The following is a 22,388-nucleotide window of genomic DNA, read 5'->3' on the forward strand; positions in this document are numbered from 1 at the left end:
TTCACCTGTAAACAATACGTGTAGAGTAATTGTTAGTGATAACTCGTATCGGAAAATAGGGAAAGGTTATAGAAGGATGGAGTTTCTATAAAGCATTTACCCTATCTGTTATCACCTAACGCAAGTTATCCACCATCCAAGCGTCGAAACTGTATGAAAACAAGGTTTTAGTTTCACCACATCACGTTCACCTTTTGCTTTACATGTATCGCGAAATGTAAACACTTATTCAACCAATTGATGTCTTCCCGTTAACAAGGCCGAGCTTAAATTTAAGCTCGGTTTTTTCTTTTAGGCAATAAAATATATTTGTATCAAATAATCATATGTGTTATATTCAAGGTGCACATTCTATTTTATCTTCTTTTAAAGGAGGGAATGCTATGCGAAAAAAGAAAAAATCTTCGTTTGAAAGTTCAATTCATGTTTATCGTGCTATGGCTCGTATGACCCAGCAAGATTTGGCCAATCGAGTCGGTGTCTCTCGACAAACAATTATTCAACTGGAACGAAACAAGTACAATCCTTCATTACTTCTTGCGCATGACATCGCGAACGTCTTTGGCGTAACCATTGATGATGTGTTCACCTTCAAAGAAACACTGAATGACGATGTAGAACAAGAAGCCTAAACAGTATAAGCTGTACTTAACAAGACAATTTTTCTGATTGTACTTGGAGTTGCCGAGGTACAACTTAGTACCGGCAATACGAAGAAAGCACTTCTTCGTATTGTTGTTTCAATAATTAATCTTTTCTTACATAAAAAAAAGAACGGCGCAACCGTGGTTGCGCTGTTCTTTTTATTCTAAGATTGTCTACTAAGCATTTTCGTCCTAGTAGCGTTTTGGTTTCTAACTTTATTATTTACAGGGGAAGAAAAAATAAAGCACACCTTTACTGTGATTCCAAAAATCACGTGTTTATCATAATATATTTTTGTTTCAATCCCAAGTATTCTGCTCACAAAGTGTCGCTTATTTAATAAACATTGCATCGCCAAAACTAAAGAAACGATATTTTTCCTCAATTGCATGTTGGTAAGCAGCCAATGTTAAGTCTTTTCCTGCAAAGGCACTCACAAGCATCACTAACGTAGATTTTGGTAAATGGAAGTTCGTTGAAAAAGCCTCTACGACTTTAAATTGATACCCTGGTGTGATAAAAATATCGGTCCAGCCACTGTCAGCCTGGATTTCACCATTAAATTTTGTGCCAATTGTTTCCAACGTACGAATAGAAGTTGTTCCAACCGCAACAATCCGACCGCCTGCTTGGCGTACTTCATTTAGTTGCTTAGCCGCTTCTTCAGTTAAACGATAGAATTCGCTATGCATATGATGTTCTTCTATATTATCAACGCTCACGGGACGGAATGTTCCTAAACCGACATGTAAAGTTAAATAAACGAGATGAACACCTTTTGCTTTGATCTCTTCTAATAGTTCTTTTGTAAAATGCAAACCCGCTGTTGGTGCTGCAGCTGAACCATTTTCTTCAGCATAAACCGTTTGATAACGATCTGGATCATCTAGACGTTCTTTGATATATGGCGGCAATGGCATTTCTCCTAACGATTCTAAAATTTCTAAGAAAATACCATCATATTTAAATTCAATGATTCGACCACCATGTTCCAACTCTTCTTTAACCACCGCTTTTAGGCGACCATCGCCAAATTGAATTTCCGTGCCGACTTTTGCACGTTTCGCGGGTTTAATCAAGGTTTCCCATGTATCGCCTTCTGTATTTGTTAAAAGTAAAACTTCCAAATGACCGCCTGTTTCAGGTTTTTCTCCATATAAACGGGCCGGTAGTACCCGTGTGTTATTCATGACTAATGCATCCCCAGGCTGTAATTCATCAAGAATATCATGGAAATGTTTATCCTCCATGTCCCCTGTTTCTTTATTTACAACTAATAATCGTGAACTAGCGCGATCTTTTAGTGGGGTTTGAGCAATTAATTCTTCTGGTAAATCAAAATCAAAATCTTCTGTACTTAGCATTTCCGTCACTCTTTCTACTAGTTTTTATCTTGGTTATTCTAACACTTTTTCTTGTTTCTGGCTATGTCAGCCTTCTGAATCAAACTAAATAGTTGTCAAAAAATGTCAGAAGCACTATACTTACTTTAAGTAAGTATATATAGTTATTTAGAGGAGGAACTCAAAATGCATGCTCAATTTCATCATGTTTCACTATTAGCGCGTCATGGTCAAGAAAACCAATCATTCTATACAAAATTGTTAGGCTTACGCTTTGTCAAAAATACCGTAAATCAAGACAACAATCGCATGCCTCATTATTTTTATGGCGATTATCAAGGCACACCGGGAAGCTTAGTAACTTTTTTTATCGTGCCCTTATTAGGCAACCGCTATGAAGAAAAAAATTATTTAGCCACGATTGGCTTAAAAATTCCCCAAAACAGCCTTTCCTTTTGGGAACAACGTTTAACAGAAAACAAAATTCCATTTAACAAAAAAGAAAAGAGCCTACATTTCAGTGATCCAGATGATACGCATATTATCCTGACAGAAGTTCCTGAAAATCCATTAAAAGAAACACTCGTTGTTTCTAACGACATTCCAGCAGCGGTTCAAATTATCGGTTTGGCCTCTACTGAATTTCATGTGCCAGATTCTGAAAAAACCTTGGCCTTTTTTGAAACATTTCTTGGTTGGCAAGCAGTTGGCAATACGATTATTTTAAGTGAGACGGAAAGCTTTTCTGTTCATCAAACAACGTCGGATAAAACAAGCCGAATGGGGCGTGGCAGTATGGATCATATTGCTTTTTCTGTGGCTGATGATGAAGCATTACAAGAACTACACACGCGCGCTTTAGCACAAGGCTGGGAAATTGAAATGTATGTAAGTCGTGGATATTTTAAAAGTTTATACATTCGTGAACCAGGCGGGAATCGGGTTGAATTTGCTACTTTGACTCCTGGTTTTACATTGGATGAGCCTCTGGAACATTTAGGGGAAACATTGGCTTTACCGCCTTTTTTAGAACCAAAACGGACTGCAATCGAAGCCAACCTCTACAAAGACATGTAACCAACGCTTTAGAAAACAACGGAAGACGGACGTAATAATCGGTGACAAAATTACGTCCGTCTCTCTTCCCCTATGTTTGAATGTTTGAACAAGAGAATAAAAAATGACCTTCAGATTTTTCTGAACGTCATTGCACATTCCATAAAAAGCATCCTTCGTTCTTCCACTTCTTACTTCTTAAAAAAACTGGTAATTTTTTCAAAAATTCAGTAAAATAAAAGTGATCAATGGTTTCCATTGATTGAACGGGCAACTTGATGGTCCACTTGCACAGGTGACTATTCAAGGCTTCGTGATTTAGTTGCCGCTAAATCATGAAGCGCCTTTTTTTATTTTATTCCCTTGTTCTCTTTCCATTCTAATGAAAAACCCAGCTCCCGTCAACTTGCTACAAAGGACACTTTTCTTTGTTATAGCGGCTTTTCTTCCTTCTCAGAATACTCTTTTTAACATCTTGTTTCGTTCAGATAACTTTTACTAAACAATAGTTATCTTTTCTTTTTTTTAGAACGAATTAAAAAAATTTTACCGCCTTCTTTTTCCCATTAAAAATAGATTACATTTGTCGAAATCGCATTTTTATAGCATACTAGTAATAAGATACATTTTCAAAATATTTAGTTGAGGTGAGTAAGTTGATAGAATTTCAGCATGTATCAAAATTTTATAAAGGCGGAAAAGTCGCCGTTGATGACATTAATTTGTCTTTCGATAAAGGTGAATTTATCTGCTTCATCGGAACAAGTGGTAGTGGAAAAACAACATCAATGCGGATGCTTAACCGCATGACCGACCCTTCAAAAGGAAAAATTTTAATTGATGGCCAAGATATTCAAAAAATCAATCCTGTAGAGCTACGTCGCCAAATTGGCTATGTCATTCAAAATATCGGCTTGATGCCTCACATGACCATTCGTGAAAATATCGTTTTAGTGCCTAAATTATTAAAAGTACCTGTGGAAGAACGCAATAAGATAGCCGAAAAAATGATTGATTTGGTTGAGTTACCACGAGAAATGTTGGACCGCTATCCCAATGAACTTTCTGGCGGACAACAACAAAGAATCGGCGTTGTGCGGGCTTTAGCTGCCAATCAAGATATTATTCTAATGGATGAACCTTTTGGTGCTTTAGATCCTATCACCCGTGATTCATTACAAGATTTAGTGAAAGATTTGCAAGAACGTTTAGGAAAAACTATTGTCTTTGTTACCCATGATATGGATGAAGCGTTGAAATTAGCAAATAAAATTGCCATTATGAGCGAAGGCAAAGTAATTCAATTTGACACACCAGATAATATCTTACGTCATCCAGCCAATGAATTTGTAGAAGAACTCATCGGAGAAGATCGCCTATTACAAGCCAAACCTGATTTCACCACTGTTGATGAAGTCATGTTAAATTCAGCTATTACTATCACGCCGGAAAAATCTTTACAAGAAGCGATTAAATTGATGCGTGAAAAACGGGTTGATACCTTATTAGTTGTTGATAATTCCCATGTGCTTAAAGGCTTTATCGATGTTGAAACATTAGATCAGCAACGTGGCAAAGCTTCTAGTGTCGGTGATATCTTGAATAAAGATGTCTTCTTTGTTCAAAAAACCGCTCTTTTACGTGATGCTTTACAAAGAATCTTAAAACGCGGCTTAAAATATGTGCCAGTCGTTGATGAACAAAAACGAGTGGTGGGCATCTTAACACGTGCTTCCCTTGTTGACATTGTTTATGATGTTATCTGGGGCGATGAAACAACGATTAGTGAAGCTGTAGAAGCAAAACAAAGCGAGTCCGAAACTGATAAAGAGGAGGCGTAAGCAATGAGTAGCTTCTTTCAAGAATATGGATCAGAAATGATTTCAAAAAGTATTGAACATATTTATATTTCATTCTTTGCACTTTTATTAGGGGTCGCTATCGCTGTGCCCGTTGGCGTTTGGTTAACACGTTTGCCCAAAGTAGCCAATATTGTCATTGGTTTAACAAGTGCCTTACAAACGGTTCCTTCGTTGGCTTTATTAGCTTTGATGATTCCAATTTTTGGTGTCGGCAAAACACCCGCTATTATCGCGCTATTCATCTATTCCCTTCTACCTATTTTAAGAAACACGTATATCGGAATGAAAAATGTCGATGAAAATTACCGAGATGTTGCTAAAGGCATGGGCATGACCAATTTACAGTCTATTTTTAGTGTTGAATTACCCATTGCCATGCCAACAATTATGGCCGGCATTCGTTTAGCTGCTGTCTATGTCATTGCTTGGGCTACACTGGCTTCTTATATTGGTGCAGGTGGTCTTGGTGATATGATTTTCAGTGGATTAAATAACTATCAGCCAGAATTAATCTTTGGCGGGACTATTCCAGTAACTATTTTAGCACTTTTAGCAGATGTTCTTCTTGGATTATTAGAAAATCGTTTAACGCCAAAAGCTTTAAGGGAGGGCGAATAATGATGAAAAAGAAACTCAAGTTAAGCTTACTCTTCTTAAGCAGTTTACTTTTATTGGCAGGGTGTTCTTTACCTGGTCTCGCTTCAACTTCTGATGATAACACTGTCGCCATTACAGGTGGGATTACTTCAGAAGCGCAAATTTTAGGGAGCATTGTAGCGGATATGGTTGAGCACTACACAGATAAAAAAACAAATGTGATTAACAACTTAGCCACTACGACCATCAATCACCAAGCAATGTTAAACGGAGATGCTTCAATTTCTGCAGCTCGTTATACTGGTACTGACGTGACTACTACGCTTGGCTTACCAGCGGAAAAAGACCCTAAAAAAGCGTTCAATCTAGTTCAATCAGAATTTGAAAAACGTTATCAACAAACTTGGTTCCCTTCATATGGTTTTGAAAATACTTATGTATTCTTAGTTACAAAAGAAACGGCTGAGAAATACAATTTAAAAACAGTCAGTGATTTAGGGAAAGTCGCAGACAAATTAGTTGCTGGTGTCGATACTGCGTGGATCACACGTGAAGGCGACGGTTATGAAGGCTTTAAAAAGGAATACAACTTCCAATTTAAATCTATTTTACCAATGCAAATTGGCTTGGTGTACGATGCAGTCAACGCTGGAAAAATGGACGTTATCTTAGGTTACTCAACAGATGGCCGGATTGGTAGTTACGATTTAGTCATGTTAAAAGATGACAAGCGCTTCTTCCCGCCTTATGATGCCGCTCCTGTGGTTAGTGACAAATTATTAAAAGAAACGCCGGAAATTAAAGATGTCTTAAATCGCTTAGATGGTAAAATTTCTACCAAAAAAATGCAAGAATTGAACTATCAAGCAGATAATGATTTAATTGAACCTGCGGTCGTAGCCGAACGTTTCTTAAAAGAAAATAACTATTTTGAGGGGGAGTAACAGATGAATAATATGAATTTATTCCAACAATTTATCTACTATTTCCAACAAAATGGCGGCTACGTCTTTCAACAATTTTTACGTCACTTTTTAATTTCGATTTATGGCGTAAGCTTTGCTGCAATTGTCGGGATTCCTATCGGGATTATGATTTCACGTAAACGTAGCTTAGCCAACTGGATTATCCGTTTAGCGAACATTATCCAAACAGTACCAGCTTTGGCAATGCTTTCGATTTTAATGTTGGGGATGGGCTTAGGTGTCAACACGGTGGTTGTAACAGTCTTCCTTTATTCTCTCCTGCCAATTATCAAGAATACGTACACTGGCATGATTCAAGTGGATCGCAATATTTTAGATGTTGGTAAAGGAATGGGTATGACAAAAGTACAACTTCTTTATATGGTCGAGTTACCTTTATCTGTTTCAGTAATCATGGCAGGTATTCGAAATGCGTTAGTCGTCGCAATCGGGATTACTGCGATTGGTGCTTTCGTTGGTGCTGGTGGTTTAGGGGATATTATTATTCGTGGAACCAATGCCACAGATGGTGCTTCTATCATTTTAGTCGGTGCCTTACCAACGGCCTTTATGGCGATTATCACAGATTGGGTTCTAGGGATTATTGAACGTCGTTTAGACCCAGCTAGCAAACATTCCAATTAATAAAAAATGCAGAGCAGATCCAACATTGTTTCTTTTCAATGGGATCTGTTCTTTTATCTAGGAGATTAATAATGTCTAACCATACTATTATCGATTTAAACCAACAACCACACTTAATTCCGTCAGCTGCTCAATGGTTTAGCCAAAAGTGGCAAATCCCCGCTGAGGCGTATCAAGCAAGTATGCAGGAAATGCTAACTAGTGAAAACCACGTACCACATTGGTGGGTCTGCTTGAATAAACAGCAGGACATCGTTGCAGGCGTGGGCGTAATTGATAATGACTTCCACCATCGTGCAGACCTTACGCCAAACCTTTGTGCATTGTATGTCGAACCAACATTTCGTCACCAAGGCTTAGCAGGAATTCTTTTAACAACAGTTGGTGATTTTCTTGCTAATTCTGGATTTAAAAAGCTTTATCTGCTTACAGACCATACTACTTTTTATGAAAGATATGACTGGGAATTTTTGACAATGGTAACCACCGAAGAGCAGTCTTGCGCTAGAATTTATCAAAAACAATTACGTCAATAAAAAAATCTGCCATCAAAAGATGGCAGACTTTTTTTTATTTTTTCAAGTGATAACTATAGGTAGCCACAATAATATTTTCCCGCCACGCTAAACGAATCCGCAAGCGTAAACTTGTTTGATTATGCAAAATATTTTGCCAACGTTTATTTGGTACAAATTGTGGTACTAAAACTGTTGTACTGTAGTTATGCTTCGTGGCATTTTTACTAACCAAATCAACATAACGTAAGATAGGATTTTGCAGTGAACGATACGAAGAATGGACAATTGATAGACGAACGTCCGGGAAGTGTTTTTTAAACTCTTCCTGAATTTCTTTTTCCTTCTCAACGTTTTCATCCATTGAGACATGCATAGCAACAACATAATCACCAATGGAACGCGCATAGTTCAAGGCGCCGACATTTGCCTTGGTTACGTTCCCTACTAGAACAATAACTGTATTCCCATCAAACTCATGCAACTGTGCCCCATCTTCTAAACGTAGCTGTTCCGCCACATTCTTATAGTGAGTATTGACTCGATAAAATGCATAAATCAACACCGGCATAATAATAAAGAACGGCCAGATGTCCCCTAATCGATAAATAAACAAAATGGCGATAATCGCGAAAGAGATAAAGGCGCCGACAATATTAGCAATTGATTTTGGCAACCAATTTTTAGTTTCTTTTCGCCATTTTACAACCATCCCCGATTGAGACAAAGCAAACGGAATAAACACACCAATTGAATACAATGGGATTAAACGTTCTGTGGAACCTTGGAAAATCAATAATAAAACAATGGAACCAGCAGCTAAAGTTAAAATACCATTTGAATAGCCTAAACGGTCGCCACGATCCATATACATATGCGGCATAAACTTATCTTTAGCTAAGTTATAAGCCAAAACTGGAAAGGCTGAGAATCCTGTGTTAGCGGCAACCGCTAAAATTAAGGCTGTCGCAAACTGTAATAAATAATATAAAATATTTTGACCAAAGACCGCTTTCCCAATTTGTGAAAGAACTGTCACTTCTTCTTTGGGCACAATCCCATACCAATAGTTAATAAACGTAATCCCCACGAAGAAGAACCCTAAAATCGTTGCCATTAACGCTAACGTCCCAGCAGCATTTTTTGCTCGTGGTTTCTTAAAGAATGGCACTGCATTACTGATTGCTTCAACCCCTGTTAAGGAAGAAGAACCAGATGAAAACGCCCGTAGAACTAAGGCAATAGAAATTCCTGGAACCACGGCTCCTGGTAAAGCTGTCGCATTCAATGGCTGTGCGCCAGTCACAATTTTAAATAGCCCAACAACAATCAGTAAGGTAATAATTGCGATAAAACTATACACTGGCAACATTAAGAACGAAGCAGATTCTCGCAGGCCTCTCAAGTTCATTAAGGTAATCAATATCACAATCCCAATAGAAATTGCTACTTGATGACCATATAACGCTGGAATCGCTGATATAATCGCCTCTGCACCCGCTGAAACTGAAACGGCTACTGTTAGCATATAATCGACTAACAACGAACCACCAGCCAATAAACCGGCATTTCTGCCGAGGTTTTCACTACTAACAACGTATGCGCCGCCGCCATGCGGATACGCATGAATAATTTGTCGGTACGACAATGTTAAAGAAATAAGTAAAATAATAACAAATGCAGCAATTGGCAATGAATACCAAATCGCAGCCGCCGACAAAGTAACCAGAACCACCACTATTTGTTCTGTACCATACGCAATGGATGAAAGTGCATCAGAAGATAACAACGCAAGCGCTGCAAATCTGCTTAATTTATGTTCATCATTTTCGGCTGATTTCAATGGTTTCCCAATGAACAGTCGTTTTAAATCCGCCATTTTTTTCTACTCCTTTTCTCTAGAGTGACCCGCTCACTTTTTTCATTATTTTTTATCAAACAAATCCATATGCTACGCTTCTCACAATGAAAAGTCAATTGATTTTTGTTACTGAAAAAGATAAAAAAATCACCATCTTTTTTTAATCAGACACTCATTTACAGCCCCACCGCTTCCTTTATCTTATCAAGAGAATCCAGATAACAAAAGGATTTGCATTCTCTAAACAAAAAAGCGAGAGCTAAAAGTCTATTTGACCTTTTGGCTCACGCTTAAAAACTTAGGTAATTATTCCCTTTTATTGTAACAAGTACGTATGATCGAAGGTAATTTCCACTTTATAACGACCAATTTTTTCATAAACTTGCCGCTGAATTTCCACACCCAGTTCAAATTCAGATAATTTTGATTCTGTAGGCAAAACCAAGTCGAACAAAATCTTCGGCTCTTCGCCATGGGTAACTAAGCGGATATCATGGACTTTTAAAGACGCGTCAAAAGAACGAATAATCTTTTTGATTGTTTGATGAACAAATTGTTGTGTTGGGTCATATAAATTCACTGGATCAATATGACAAACAAGGTTAACATCCAATTCTTCTTTAAACTTCGCTTCAATCGCATCAATTGTCTGATGGGCTTTATTTAAATCCCAGCGATCATCAATTTCAATGTGAACAGACGCAAACGTTTGGCTGGGACCATAATTATGAATCAGTAAATCGTGATACCCTACAATTGTTTCCATTTTTGATAAGACATCTTTCATTTCATCAATTTCTGTTTGGCTCGGACGCATGCCCATCAACTCATTAATAAATTCGCGAATTAACTGCAAGCCACTATAAATAATATATGCAGCAATTAAAAAACCAATATATCCATCAATTCGCAAACCAGTGACGCCTTCAATAAATGCAGAAACCAAAACAGCTAATGTAGTATAAACATCATTAAAGCTATCCTTAGCAGAAGCAACTAATGCTTGAGAATCAATTTTTGCTGATACTTTTTTGTAAAACAGCCCTTGCCAAATTTTAATCCCAATTGATAAAGCTAAAACAGCAAATAAAATGGGTGTCACCTTGATTGATTCTGGATGCAGGATGCGATCAACGGAGGTCGTTAGAAACTCAAACCCAATAAACGTAATGACTAATGATACAAGCATTCCACTAATATATTCAAAACGTTCATGGCCATAGGGATGTTCTTTATCCGCTGGCTTACCGGCAATATAAAAACCGACTAATGTTAAAACTGAAGAAATAGTATCGGACAAGCTATTAATGGCATCTGCCATGATTGAAACACTACCTGAAAGCAAGCCAATCATAAATTTACTAACGAATAAAAATAAATTAGAAACAAGCCCAATCCGCCCGGCAAAAGCACCGAATGCTGTTCGTTTTTCCAATTTACGACGTTCAATTTTTTTCTCATATCGTTGAAGCAATGCTTGAATCATTTTACAACCCCTACCCACTTTTTATTTCTTAAAAAAATACTATAAAACCTTTTTATACATTTGTACACAAAAAACCTCACTTTCTGAGGGAGATTTTATTATTTAGCATTGCCAAAAAGTCAAAAGCAAGAGCCCCCAAAACTTCTTTGTTAGGGTTGCCTTGAAAATAAAGAAAAACAAAAAGCCGAAAACGCTAGAGACGTTTTCAGCTTTTTGTTTTTTAATGGAATAAATGGCTCTTTTGTGCTAAAGCCGCAAATTTTTTCGATCTGTGTTCCAGATGTGGATAAAGAATTGCACCGCCAATACTAAAGACGACTGAAATCCCCACCATAATCCAAATTGCAAACCAAGCATTTGGCCAGTAAATGCCTCCTGCTGATTCCCTTAGCAAGTTCACGGCATGCGTAAACGGCAAGAACGGATTAATCATTTGGAAGAATTTACCTGAGACTTGAATTGGGTAGTTCCCACCCCCACCAGAGATGGATAGTACCAAGATTATTATCGCAATTCCTTTCCCTACATTGCCAAAGAGAGCAACGAGCACATAAACCATTATCATAAACGTAATGGCAATCAATACGGCAAACCAGACACTATACGCTGGATTACGGACATCTACGCCTAACGCAAAGTAATTACCTAGCGTTACAATCAGCGCTTGACCAATCCCCATGACAATGAAGGTAAACATCCGTGCTGAAAATTGTTCCCGTTTAGAGAAGCGTTTTTTATCTTTTCCTTCAAGATAAACATCTGTTGTCGCAACACTTGAGAATAACACAGCGCCAACCCATAAACACAAAGCTGTATAGAATGGCGTACTTGCCGAACCATTATTAGCAATCGGATAAACAGCATGTTCTTTGACTTCAACTGGTTGTGTAAAGAAGTCACTTTCTTTATTGGCATCTAATTTTAGTAATTTAAGAATTTCGCCTAAATCAACTTCTTTTTCACCTTTACGGATTGCATTCGCTGCTTTGTGTAATCCTGTTTTGATATTTGGCCAATCATTAATAATCAGCTCGTTGGCTTTGTCCAAGGCCGCTTCAACATCTGGCATTTTCTCATTGACTGTTTTCAAGGTATTCGTTAAATCTTTTCGGATACCTGGATAGTCATTTTGCATAAAGGCTGCCGCTTTGCTGACTTTATCTTGAATGACTGGTAAATCGTTTTTGTACAAATCAGCACCACGGTTAATGCCATTGACAATGGTTTCCATATTGCCATTCAACATCGTATTCGCATCATGAATTTCTTGTTTAATTGCCGGCATTTCGGCTTGATATTTTTCTAATAAAGAAATCGCATTAGTGACCGTTTGACTTGTTGAACTCAATAACCCTTCAAAGTCAATTTGTTGTGCTTTGTTTAGTTGACCTTGAGCGTTTTGGATGGTACTAGTTAGTTTGTTTAAAATGGTTGAAACGGTATTACTAATTCCGTTTACATCAACACTGCCCACAATACTAGAAATATTAGTTGCCATTTCGTCAATCTCATTTAAATAATTTTGTACTCCAGAGATATCACCCGCTTGGACTAAAGCATTTAATTGATTCAAGCGATTGCTAAAATCTGTTAATAAATCATTTACATGGCTTAATTGAGCAATCGCACCATCTAAGTCATGATTACCAGCATTTTCTTGGAGTTGTTTCATAAACGCAATAATGTCGTTAATTGCTTGCTGTTGCCGTTGGATATTAGTTGTGAAATCTTGTACTACTTCATTAATATGTTGTTTTTCTTCTGGCGTTAACTGTCCATCATCTAACGCTTGACGAATAGTAGCGACTACGGAAGTTGTTGTTGTAGCAACTTGCTGGATAGATTTCAAAGTCACTTCAACGCTATTCGTAATACTTGGTAACGCCTCTTGCAATTTATTGGCGCCATCTAATGTGACATTCCCTAAATCATTGGCTTGATCACCTAGTTTACGAATATCTGGTAACGCCGTTTGGACTTGTTGAATGATTTCTAATCCTTGTTTTGCTTCTTGGATTCCTTCGCTCATTGTTTGTTCCACAGAGGCAAAGTCTTCATCAATCATAGCAATTTGTCGGCCAGCGTTTTGAATTTCTGGAATTTTTTCTTGTAACGTCAAAATAACACTAGCTTGTTCTTTGATGCTTGGCATTTTGCCATTTAGCTCAACAATCTTCTCTCCTAAAGCATCAACTTCAGGTAAATATTTCATCGCATCGTTGGCTTTCGCTAATTTTTCTTTTAGCTCTGGCATCTTACCATGTAAGTCTGTGACTTGTTTTGCATACGTATCAATGGTTCCAATGTTGGCATCTGTATCTAAAATCATGCTCTTAACTTTTTGAATGCTGACCATGTTTTTATCAATATCATAGCCAATATCATTGAATGTTTTGATTAACGTACTACTTGCCGTTTTGATGAATTCTTCCGAAATTTGTGACTGAATGGAAGAAGCGCCTTTTGACGTAATTTTCGGCGCAATTGCATTAATTTTTTCGTTAATTGAGTATTCAATTTTAGGTTTATTGATATCACCAGAAGTAAAACTTAGCAAATCTTTGGAAAAATCTTTAGGTAAATAAATCCCGGCAAAATATTTTCCTGATTGGACCCCTTTGTCTAATTCCTTTTTCGAATCAACAAAACGCCAACCTAATTGCTTGTTTTTCTTCAAGTTTTTCAAGACTTCATCACCAATATTGACCGATTTATCTTGAAAAGTTGCTGTTTGGTCATCACTATAGACCGCTATTGGTAACTCTCCTGTATTTGAATACGGATCCCATAGTGCTTTAATGTTAAACCATGCATATAATGATGGAATAATCATTAAGGCAACAATCAAAAATGTTGCTACTGGGTTTTTAAAAATTCTTTTCCAATCTAAAATAAATAGTTCCCATGTATTTTTTATATGTTTCATAAAATCACCTGCTTTTTTTTGTGCCTGAATAACTTTAGCATAAAATACAAGAGAATAACAAACAAAAGCTTGAATGTTACGACACATTTTTAAAATGTCGTAAGTTCAAGCTAAGATTGTTTATTTCATATTTTTAGAAAATTCCGAAACGACTTGTTTAACTTCATCAATGGCTTCTGGTTTTAAATAAGCCAAAAGTTTTGGTGCTTTTGTCATCAAGTACATTTTATCTAATTTGCCTGTTTGTTGGCGTTCAAACATTTCTGCAAGTAGCGCTTGCATTTTTTCTTTTTTATCTTCTTTTGTTCGATCTAGTATGAACGTTAAGAATTGTTCTTGTCCTTCTTTCATTCCCTATCCCTCCTTACAAACGGATTCTTTTCTATTATAAAACTTCTTTTTTAGAAAGGATAGTCCTTTTTTTAGGATCTATGATTTTGTGTACAGACTTAGCATGTCTTTTTTGGCGGATAAAGGTAAGCCGAGTCCCTCTTTTAAATAGCCCTCTACCGAACCAAATTCTTTTTCAATCGCCTGTAAAGCGGTCGCTAAGTACTCTTTTTTCACATAAAGCAGCGTTTCTAATTGTTGAATTTCTGCTGGAGGCGTTCCATTTGCTTGATATTGCGCAATAATTTGCTCGTTAGCGGTTTTTCTTTGCTCGTTCGTCTTTAAATAATCTTCTAAAATATAAGAATGTTCCACACCTAAAGCACTTAATATCAAGGCTGCGCCGATTCCTGTTCGATCTTTTCCTGCGAAACAATGAAATAAAATAGCTTCCTGTGGATAACTTAAAAAGTTTTCAAAAAATGTTTGGTAACCTTTGCGCCCCGAATTGGAAAGAACCATTTCCTTATAAGCCATGTCCATTGCTTCATCGGGTGAACCAACCGTTTTAAGCATTCCTTCTAATGAAGCAGTCTGCGCCTGAATATCGGCCAAAATATCTATATGTAGATAGTTGGTTCCTTGAATTGAATCATCTGGTCGTTCTTGCGTTTCCGCTGCACTTCTAAAATCATAAATCCGTTTAATTTGATAATTCTCTACTAGCATCTGTTGATCCTCTTGTGCAACATTAACGAGTTCACCACTCCGAAAAAAATGCCCTGTCTTGACAACTGTACCTTGTTGCGTTGGAAATCCTCCAATATCTCTAAAGTTCACCACGCTGTTCATGTTCTATCGCTCCTTCATTTTAATTATTTTGTTATCATTTAAATACTTTGTTTTTTCTTATTATTTCTTTTTCTCAACGATAATAAAAAGCACCTCAAAAAACAATCTTTTTATCAGTTGTTTATTGCCATTTTATCATAGATACAGTATTCTTAAAAGAGAGGTGAGTAACGATGCTAAAACGAGATTTTTTAGAAAAGCCTTATGATTATATGAATGATATTTTATTGTTCCTATATAATAATAAAGGCCGAGCGACACGAAATGAATTAGTAGATTTTTTCAATATTAGTTTACCAACATTGAATGAATATCTTTCTTTTTTAGAGCAATTTTTGAAAGAAGAGCAACTTCAAGAAAACCTCACCTTAACAGTATTAGGTGACACTCTATATCTAAATAAAGCGCCTACCTTTTCCATGAAAGCAATGATCATGTTGTTCTTAGATAAATCTATTAAGTTTCACATGGTCCAGCAACTCTTCCATAAAAATGAAATAAATGGCGGGTATTTCCAACAGAATTATGCCATTAGCTCTACTACCTATTATCGAAAAATTGTTGAATTAAATGACTTACTCAATGAGTTTAATTTACGTATCAAACGAGGAAAACTTGTCGGCGAAGAAAAACAAATTCGCTTTTTCTTTTTTAATTTTTTCTGGTTTATCTTTGAAGAAAAAACAGATTTAGAAAAAGAACTGGCCAATCAATACCTAGGATTAATCGAGATACTACAAGAAATCCCCAGAATTACCTTTGACCATACAGAAATTCTCCAAATTAAACTTTGGATGAAAATTTCTTTTCGTCGCATGGTTTTAGAACCCCTGCCAACGATTAGTCCACATGATGTCCAACTCGATCGACCTTTATTTGAAGAAATTAATTTATCTATACATACATATATGAAAAGAATCGACCGTCCATATACAATCAACGAAGCCTATATGTTTTATGACTTTTTTTGTTCCATGCATAATTATTCTGCGAATGCTGCTTTCGCCTTTCGTTTAGCAAAACAACAACGAATTGAAAAAACGTATCTTAACGAAATGAACCGGGTCATTTTAACGTACCTTAAAGCACGTGGTTATTTATCCCATTACGTGCTGCCTATTCGGCTACTTTATATTGAAAATTTACTTTTCCAATTACATGCGCAACTCTATTATTTTTCAGGATTTATTTTACCCTTTGATTATTGGACAATTCAGTCACTTTTGAAAGTCGTACGTCATCCTTTTAGCGAAAGTGAAGTTTACGAATTAGTGGAGATCGCTACAACGAACTTTGCCACAAAAGCCACTGCTTCTAAGTACCAAAATCAATTTACTGAAATTAATTATACACTTATTTTGAATCACATTGCTGAATTAAATGAAAAAAAATAACGATTGGTGTTTATCACTCACTGAGCAGTGCTTATAGCGAGTTGGTAGCACAAAAAATACAACAGAGTATCGCTGGAAAATATCCGCTGAAAATTGAGCCTTACAACGCAGAAAACCATTATGATTTGCTTTTAATGAATACCAATAATGAACAGCTCGTTGCCCAGTATGACCATTACTATATTTTTTCGGATATTAGTAATCGTTACGACCTACAATCAATTGAAAAAATCATTCAATTGTTATTGGGCAAATAATCTCTAATAAAAAAAGCTTAAGTGCCCTACTCTCAGATGGCTGACTTAAGCTTTTTATTTTACTTTCCCTATTTCCTTAAACGGCGCCATTTTAAATACCACGATTCCTTCAATCGCTTGTATCTCGACAAAGCCGAACGTACGACTATCACTTGAATGCGTACGATTGTCCCCTAAGACAAAGTAATGACCAGCTGGAATCTTCTGAAACAGGCGAAGTTGGGCTGCCGCTTCTTCTGATAAGTCAAAACGACTGGCATTCTCAGGCAGTGCCTCATTATCGCTTGCTATAGGTTCTTCTGAAAGATAAAGTTTTCCCTCGTTTACCCAAATTCGATCACCAGGAACCCCGATGATTCGCTTGACGTACGTACCTTTGCTAGCTAGCGGTGCTTTAAATGCAATCACATCGTACCTTGCTACTTGCTTCGTCCGTTGTACTAAGACTCGTTCCCCTGCGTTAAGTGTCGGCTTCATGGATTGCCCAGCAATTGGGTAGCTAGATGTCTTTAACACAAAAAAGAACACAAAAATGGCGAAAAGAATAGCTGGCATAAAAAATTTAACGACTTGGACGCGTTGTTTCTTTTGGTAGGCTTGCCGCTTTTTTTTAATCTCTTCAGCGGTCATTTTTCTTTTCGGTCCTCTTATTGATTGATGGTTATCTGTTTGCTCAAGCAAATATTCCATTGCTGTGTTAGCCTTTTGCTTTTTTAGCTGATATGTCGCAGGCAACTTTTGCTTCAAGAAGGCGCGCTTAATGTGGCGAATTGTTCGCATAACGGGCTTTATCCATTCTTCCATCGTTTTCTTAAAAGGAAAAGCTTCTTAAATAAACTTTTCCTTTCTTGCTCCTTTTTTCTATTTAACTAATTGCGTTCCTTTTTTTATATAACTACTACGTAACTGGTTTTCCTTCATAAACTGATTCAATGGTTTCTGCGCATCTTGTGCCAGCTCCCAAATACTTTGATTTGCTTCTACAAGATATTCGCTCTTCTCTGTTACTATGTTTTTCCTGATAAGCGGTTGCCTTAGCGACTGCTCTTCCTTTGAGACAGCAGCAGCCTGTAATCTTTCTGCGGAGCTACTTAATGTAACAGCTAAAAAAAGGACCCCAAGACAATGTAGTTTCCTTGCTCCCGTTAACTTTTTACTGACCATTTTATTAATAGTTATCTTGTTCAAGACGTGTCAGTTTAGTTAAGCGTTCCTCTAATTCGCGATAAATCTCAAGTACTTCTACTTTTGACGCTTCGACTTCATTCGAAATACTTTTCGCTCGATTACCAATATTTAACATTTCTAATTCTGCAGAATTAATTAGGTGTTTTGCTTCTACTTTCGCTTCATTAACAATCCGATTGGCTTCTTTTTTGGCAGAAACCATCACTTCGCCAATTTCTTGTTGCGATTTTAAAGCCTCTTCTTGTAATTGCTGATTTTTCATTAATAAATCGTTAATTTGCTGTTTTGCGCGTAGCAGTTCTGTTAACTGCTCACTACTCGGTTCAATATTTTTTGAAACGGCTTGTAGTGTCTTCAATTCTTTTTGAACTTGTTCTAAACTGTCTTCTTTGGCCTCTACTTCTTTTCTTAGAGCAGCTAATTCCCCTTCGTAAACTTGCTTTTCAGCAAGATGTTTGTCATTGACACCTTGTAGTCGACCTAGTTTTACTTCTGCTTCATTTTTTTGCTGTAAACTATTTTGAAGCTCATTCTTTAACTCCTCCATGCGTTGTTTCACAATCACTTCTTGTAGGGCAGCCTCTTGTAAGGTTTGTTTTTCGGCTTCTACTTTTTGTAATTGTACAGTTAGTTTTTCAATTTGTTCCTGCAATGCTTGTTGAGTCGTTGTGCTTTCTTCTAATTCTGTCGTTAACGTTTCTACTTGCTTTTCCATTCCTGTAATATCTCCTTTTTTCTCCAACTTTCCTTTTTCTTCTGCTAACTGGTTGTGTAATATCTGGATATGTTGTTGCTGTTCAGCCGATTCTTTTTCTAATTCTGCCACTTGCTGCGTTAATTCACTTTCTAAACGTTCCATTTGATTATGTACAGTGGTTAATTGTTTTTCTGCGTTTTGCAGATTTGTTTGAAGAGTGGTAGCCTCTGTCGTGGTTTCACTGTTCGTTTCCAGTTGCTCTTCCAATTCAAAAATTTCATGTTCCTTTTGATTTAGTGTTTCAAGTAATGCCTGATTTTTTTCTTCTAATGCTTGTTTTTCCGTTTCTTGTTGGTTCTTTAATTGCTCATTTTCTTCTTGAAGTTTTTTAAAGGCTGTTTCTTTTTTCTGATAGTAGGCGAGCCTTTCTCTTAACGTCGCCATTTCTTTTTCCTGTTGTTCCGGTTTGATTCCGCTAATTATTTTTTCTGGTTCGAATCCTGGCTGAAAAAAGACTTCTTTTTCAAGCGTATCATCCGAAATATCTTTAATTTTTTTGATTAAACGTCTTTTTGTCATATATATGTCCTTTCTCTCGTCCTTTTAACTAATCACGACAGGCTCCAAATTTGTTTCAAGCGTCTCACGAGCATACGTATCAATGGATTTGACAAGGGTTTGCTCTTGATCTCGATAAGTAAAATTAAAATCAATCATGGTAATTTCTTTAACTGAATTCAACGCTGCAATAAGTGCTACAATATTGTCTTGGCCTGTTTGAAATTCATGGTAACTTAAGCCAACTGAAAAAACAGACAGTGTCAAGGTTTGTGTTTTTTCACTTCTAATCATTGTGATACTCGTCTCTCCGAGGTAAGGACGCCATTCACGCGCTAATTGTAATTCATAATTAGTCAAGACAGCGGCCGATTCTGCCGAAACAGCTTGCTTCCAGGTAAACTGATTTAAGGCTGTTTTTTTAATCGCTTGTTTTTTTATTTTGTCACCTTGAGTAGCTTGGCCTTGTGCCAAACGCTCAATCCGTTGTTCCATGCGGATATTTCGTTGATTTAATTGATAATATGTATAAACAATTCCTAACAATAATACGCTAAGTAGACAAACACTAAACAATAAATAAATCATTAAACGACTATTTTTCTGATACTTATAGAAATTTATTTTCCTCTTTAATGTCCGGTCCTCTGAATCCAGTTTTTCGACAAGTAATCGCAAATACAATTGATAGCTTACAAATAAAAATAAGCAACTACTCATTAAAAGTACAACAATCATCATACAAATATAATCTCCTTTATGTCATCGCTCGACAATCAAAACTTGTAAAATCACCTGTTACGCTCTTTAAAAACTCTATATAGTATTGATTGTAACATTCCGTTTGAGCCTTGCCAACAACTTTATTTAAAATACAATGATAAAATTTTATATTTTATATTTATATTTTAATTTTTAAAATATAAAACAAAAAAAGAGAGATGCCACTTGGCCATCTCTCTCGCTTTTACTCAAACTATGTTTAGCGAACCGTACTAGATCAGTCGCTTTTAAAAAAATCCAATTAGTCTTTGTTGATTTCATAGTAGCTATCGTTCTTTATGTAGCTGAATTTGCTTTTGCTGGGGCTGAATCGCTACTAAGTCCAACACTGATGCCTAAGGCACGATCAACTTCTTCCATAATATCAAGTCTCAAATGACAAACTTTTTCTTTCAAGCGACCCTTATCGATTGTTCGAATCTGCTCTAAAAGAATCACTGAATCTTTTTCAATGCCTGTTTCATCAGAATTAATCCCGATATGTGTTGGCAATTTTGGCTTTGCCATTTTGGCTGTGATCGCCGCAACGATAATCGTTGGGCTAAAATGATTACCTAAGTTATTTTGGACAACAAGGACAGGTCTGACGCCACCTTGTTCCGAGCCCACTACTGGGGAAAGGTCTGCAAAATAAATATCTCCGCGTTTGACCATAGTGGAACCTCCTATCTAGTTATATTCTCTGGGGATTCTTTGTGAGAAAGTACATGCAACTTCATAATGAATGGTTTCTAATTTTTCGGCTACCATTTGTAACGTATTTTCTTCATTGCCATCTTTTCCAACTAATGTAACGACTGAGCCGACAGGAACTTCTTCTGCTAAACGAATCATACATTGATCCATACACACTCGTCCGACGATTTCGCAACGCTTACCATTCACGAGCACTGTAAATCCTTGGAGATGACGCAACCAGCCATCTGCATAGCCGATTGGCACTGTCCCAATCCATTCTTCAGCTTCAGTTACGTAGGTTTCGCCATAGCCAATCCCTTCACCAGCCGCTAAGCGTTTTACATGGATAAGTTCACTGGTCAACCGTAAGGCCGGCTTTAACGCATAGCTTGGGGCAAGCTTATTACCTGAAGGGTTCAATCCATACATGGCTACTCCATAGCGAATCATGTTTCCTGGCACATCAGGATGCCATAACGCTGTCGCACTATTGCTAACATGGACATACCGTGGTAACTCTTCTAAAACTGCTAGAACAGCCTTAAAACGCCCTGCTTGTTTTTCAAAATAGCTTGTATCGATTTCATCAGCTGTTGAAAAATGAGTAAAAATCCCTTCCCATAAAAATTCTTTGTGGGATTGAACAAACCGCACTGCTTGCTTAGTCTCTTCCGGGGTTAAAAAGCCAATCCGTCCCATGCCAGTATCGACTTTTAAGTGAACACGTAATGGCGTGTTACTCTCAGGCGTTAGTTGTTGAAGAGCAGCTTCTAACCATTCTTGTGTAGCTACCGTTACAGACAAATCATATTGAATCAACAAAGGCACATAAGCTAAGTCTACCACACTCAAAATTAAAATGGGGTCCTGAACACCTGCTTCTCTCAATTCAATTGCTTCATCCAATAAGGCGACACAAAAACCTGTCGCGCCACCTTTTTTCGCCGCTTTAGCGGATTCTACGGCGCCATGCCCATAGCCGTTCGCTTTCACAACCGCAAATAAAGCAGTTCCTTCTGGCAAACGTTGACATTCCTTTTGGACATTTTCAGTAATTGCTTGCGTATCGATATGTAACCGTGTAGGACGATGCCATCCAACGACCATTGTACATCCTTCTTTCTTCGTTGCTTCTGTTATTCGCTTTCTAAAACAATTTGTGCAATCGCCATAGTATCTGTGTGCGTAATTGAGACAAACACTTTACCATTATGGGGCGAGTTTGCTACGTATGGTGCACCTGTTTTTTCAGTCAGCACCTCAATATCTTGTAAACCAACTTTACCAATCCCTGTGCCCCATGCTTTAGAAAACGCTTCTTTACAAGCAAAACGACCAGCTAAAAATTCTATTTGACGTTTTGTAGATAACTTTTCAAAAAGGGTCAATTCGTTAGGTGTTAAAACCCGTTGAATAAACGATCCTTGTTTTTCAACAATCGGTTTTATCCGACTTAATTCTACTGCGTCAATACCAATTCCCTTTATCATTTTCCGCCTTACTTCCTATTTAATATAGTTACTCCGAATTACCTTTCATTTTAACAAAATTTCAAAATTTTTCCACTGATTCGCTAAAAAAATAAAGAATGTTTTACAAGATCCTCACACAAATTGAAGTACCATACGTTTTCTTCCTATTTACATTTTTATAAAATTTTTCTGAATTTTTATAAAACGCGAATTGTAAAATTAAGTTAGAAAAATAAAAAGGCATTTATGGTACACTCAAATTGTATTTCCGACGAAAG

At 37.0% G+C, this 22,388-nt stretch carries 20 protein-coding genes and 1 pseudogene; 8 read left to right on the plus strand and 13 right to left on the minus strand.

Features of this window, described 5'->3' with window-relative positions:
* Nucleotides 1-326 precede the first annotated feature (326 nt).
* Nucleotides 327-632, plus strand: a complete 306-nt coding sequence (locus tag KQI94_RS08775; protein WP_002355748.1) for a helix-turn-helix transcriptional regulator — start codon at nucleotides 327-329, stop codon at nucleotides 630-632.
* A 345-nt stretch (nucleotides 633-977) separates the two neighbouring features.
* Here the strand turns inward: KQI94_RS08775 and queA are convergent, their stop codons facing one another.
* A complete protein-coding gene (gene queA, locus KQI94_RS08780) occupies nucleotides 978-2,009 on the minus strand; it encodes a tRNA preQ1(34) S-adenosylmethionine ribosyltransferase-isomerase QueA (RefSeq protein WP_002355747.1) in 1,032 nt (343 codons plus the stop codon).
* A 165-nt stretch (nucleotides 2,010-2,174) separates the two neighbouring features.
* On the opposite strand from queA, the gene KQI94_RS08785 reads away from it, so the two are divergent.
* From KQI94_RS08785 to KQI94_RS08810, 6 genes are all read left to right on the plus strand, one after another.
* Nucleotides 2,175-3,065 (plus strand): ring-cleaving dioxygenase, encoded by an 891-nt coding sequence (locus KQI94_RS08785; protein ID WP_002355746.1) that lies wholly within the window; start codon nucleotides 2,175-2,177, stop codon nucleotides 3,063-3,065.
* Between the two features lie 626 nt (nucleotides 3,066-3,691).
* Nucleotides 3,692-4,885: a betaine/proline/choline family ABC transporter ATP-binding protein gene (locus KQI94_RS08790; RefSeq protein WP_002355745.1), complete on the plus strand. Its 1,194-nt coding sequence runs from the start codon at nucleotides 3,692-3,694 to the stop codon at nucleotides 4,883-4,885.
* Nucleotides 4,886-4,888: 3 nt separating this feature from the next.
* On the plus strand, nucleotides 4,889-5,524 hold the full coding sequence (locus KQI94_RS08795; RefSeq protein ID WP_002355744.1) for an ABC transporter permease: 636 nt from the start codon (nucleotides 4,889-4,891) through the stop codon (nucleotides 5,522-5,524).
* Between the two features lie 2 nt (nucleotides 5,525-5,526).
* A complete protein-coding gene (locus KQI94_RS08800; RefSeq protein ID WP_002355743.1) occupies nucleotides 5,527-6,447 on the plus strand; it encodes an osmoprotectant ABC transporter substrate-binding protein in 921 nt (306 codons plus the stop codon).
* Between the two features lie 3 nt (nucleotides 6,448-6,450).
* Entirely contained in the window at nucleotides 6,451-7,113 is a 663-nt protein-coding gene (locus KQI94_RS08805; RefSeq protein ID WP_002368135.1) for an ABC transporter permease, read from the plus strand.
* A 71-nt stretch (nucleotides 7,114-7,184) separates the two neighbouring features.
* The gene (locus tag KQI94_RS08810) at nucleotides 7,185-7,649 is read left to right on the plus strand and encodes a GNAT family N-acetyltransferase (protein WP_002368134.1); all 465 of its coding nucleotides are present in this window, start codon (nucleotides 7,185-7,187) and stop codon (nucleotides 7,647-7,649) included.
* A gap of 34 nt (nucleotides 7,650-7,683) precedes the next feature.
* Here the strand turns inward: KQI94_RS08810 and KQI94_RS08815 are convergent, their stop codons facing one another.
* From KQI94_RS08815 to KQI94_RS08835, 5 genes are all read right to left on the minus strand, one after another.
* Nucleotides 7,684-9,507, minus strand: coding sequence for an APC family permease (locus tag KQI94_RS08815; RefSeq protein ID WP_002379167.1), 1,824 nt, complete (start codon nucleotides 9,505-9,507; stop codon nucleotides 7,684-7,686).
* A gap of 298 nt (nucleotides 9,508-9,805) precedes the next feature.
* The gene (locus KQI94_RS08820; protein WP_002390406.1) at nucleotides 9,806-10,975 is read right to left on the minus strand and encodes a cation diffusion facilitator family transporter; all 1,170 of its coding nucleotides are present in this window, start codon (nucleotides 10,973-10,975) and stop codon (nucleotides 9,806-9,808) included.
* Nucleotides 10,976-11,195: 220 nt separating this feature from the next.
* Nucleotides 11,196-13,901 carry a YhgE/Pip domain-containing protein gene (locus KQI94_RS08825; RefSeq protein WP_002355738.1) on the minus strand — a complete coding sequence of 902 codons (2,706 nt, stop codon included), beginning with the start codon at nucleotides 13,899-13,901 and terminating at the stop codon, nucleotides 11,196-11,198.
* A gap of 120 nt (nucleotides 13,902-14,021) precedes the next feature.
* Nucleotides 14,022-14,252 carry a hypothetical protein gene (locus KQI94_RS08830; protein ID WP_002355737.1) on the minus strand — a complete coding sequence of 77 codons (231 nt, stop codon included), beginning with the start codon at nucleotides 14,250-14,252 and terminating at the stop codon, nucleotides 14,022-14,024.
* 78 nt (nucleotides 14,253-14,330) lie between these two features.
* Nucleotides 14,331-15,083, minus strand: a complete 753-nt coding sequence (locus KQI94_RS08835) for a tyrosine-protein phosphatase (protein WP_002385015.1) — start codon at nucleotides 15,081-15,083, stop codon at nucleotides 14,331-14,333.
* Nucleotides 15,084-15,256: 173 nt separating this feature from the next.
* Between KQI94_RS08835 and KQI94_RS08840 the strand changes: the two are divergent.
* A pseudogene (locus KQI94_RS08840) lies at nucleotides 15,257-16,734 on the plus strand (helix-turn-helix domain-containing protein).
* Between the two features lie 54 nt (nucleotides 16,735-16,788).
* Here the strand turns inward: KQI94_RS08840 and lepB are convergent.
* The 7 genes from lepB to acpS all read right to left on the minus strand — a co-directional run bounded on the left by lepB (nucleotide 16,789) and on the right by acpS (nucleotide 22,128).
* Nucleotides 16,789-17,538 carry a signal peptidase I gene (lepB, locus tag KQI94_RS08850; protein WP_002385011.1) on the minus strand — a complete coding sequence of 250 codons (750 nt, stop codon included), beginning with the start codon at nucleotides 17,536-17,538 and terminating at the stop codon, nucleotides 16,789-16,791.
* Nucleotides 17,539-17,595: 57 nt separating this feature from the next.
* Nucleotides 17,596-17,922, minus strand: a complete 327-nt coding sequence (locus KQI94_RS08855) for a hypothetical protein (protein ID WP_002364740.1) — start codon at nucleotides 17,920-17,922, stop codon at nucleotides 17,596-17,598.
* A complete protein-coding gene (locus tag KQI94_RS08860) occupies nucleotides 17,903-19,198 on the minus strand; it encodes a hypothetical protein (RefSeq protein WP_002385010.1) in 1,296 nt (431 codons plus the stop codon). Before KQI94_RS08860 ends, KQI94_RS08855 begins: the two co-directional genes overlap by 20 nt.
* Nucleotides 19,199-19,222: 24 nt before the next feature.
* Nucleotides 19,223-19,918, minus strand: coding sequence for a hypothetical protein (locus KQI94_RS08865; RefSeq protein WP_002404154.1), 696 nt, complete (start codon nucleotides 19,916-19,918; stop codon nucleotides 19,223-19,225).
* A 318-nt stretch (nucleotides 19,919-20,236) separates the two neighbouring features.
* Entirely contained in the window at nucleotides 20,237-20,614 is a 378-nt protein-coding gene (locus tag KQI94_RS08870; RefSeq protein ID WP_002355729.1) for a type II toxin-antitoxin system PemK/MazF family toxin, read from the minus strand.
* 15 nt (nucleotides 20,615-20,629) lie between these two features.
* A complete protein-coding gene (gene alr / locus KQI94_RS08875) occupies nucleotides 20,630-21,745 on the minus strand; it encodes an alanine racemase (protein ID WP_002355728.1) in 1,116 nt (371 codons plus the stop codon).
* A gap of 29 nt (nucleotides 21,746-21,774) precedes the next feature.
* Nucleotides 21,775-22,128: a holo-ACP synthase gene (acpS, locus tag KQI94_RS08880; RefSeq protein ID WP_002355727.1), complete on the minus strand. Its 354-nt coding sequence runs from the start codon at nucleotides 22,126-22,128 to the stop codon at nucleotides 21,775-21,777.
* Nucleotides 22,129-22,388 lie beyond the last annotated feature (260 nt).

Origin of the sequence: Enterococcus sp. S183_ASV_20 (assembly GCF_018919685.1) — a bacterium.
GTDB classification, from domain to species: domain Bacteria; phylum Bacillota; class Bacilli; order Lactobacillales; family Enterococcaceae; genus Enterococcus; species Enterococcus faecalis.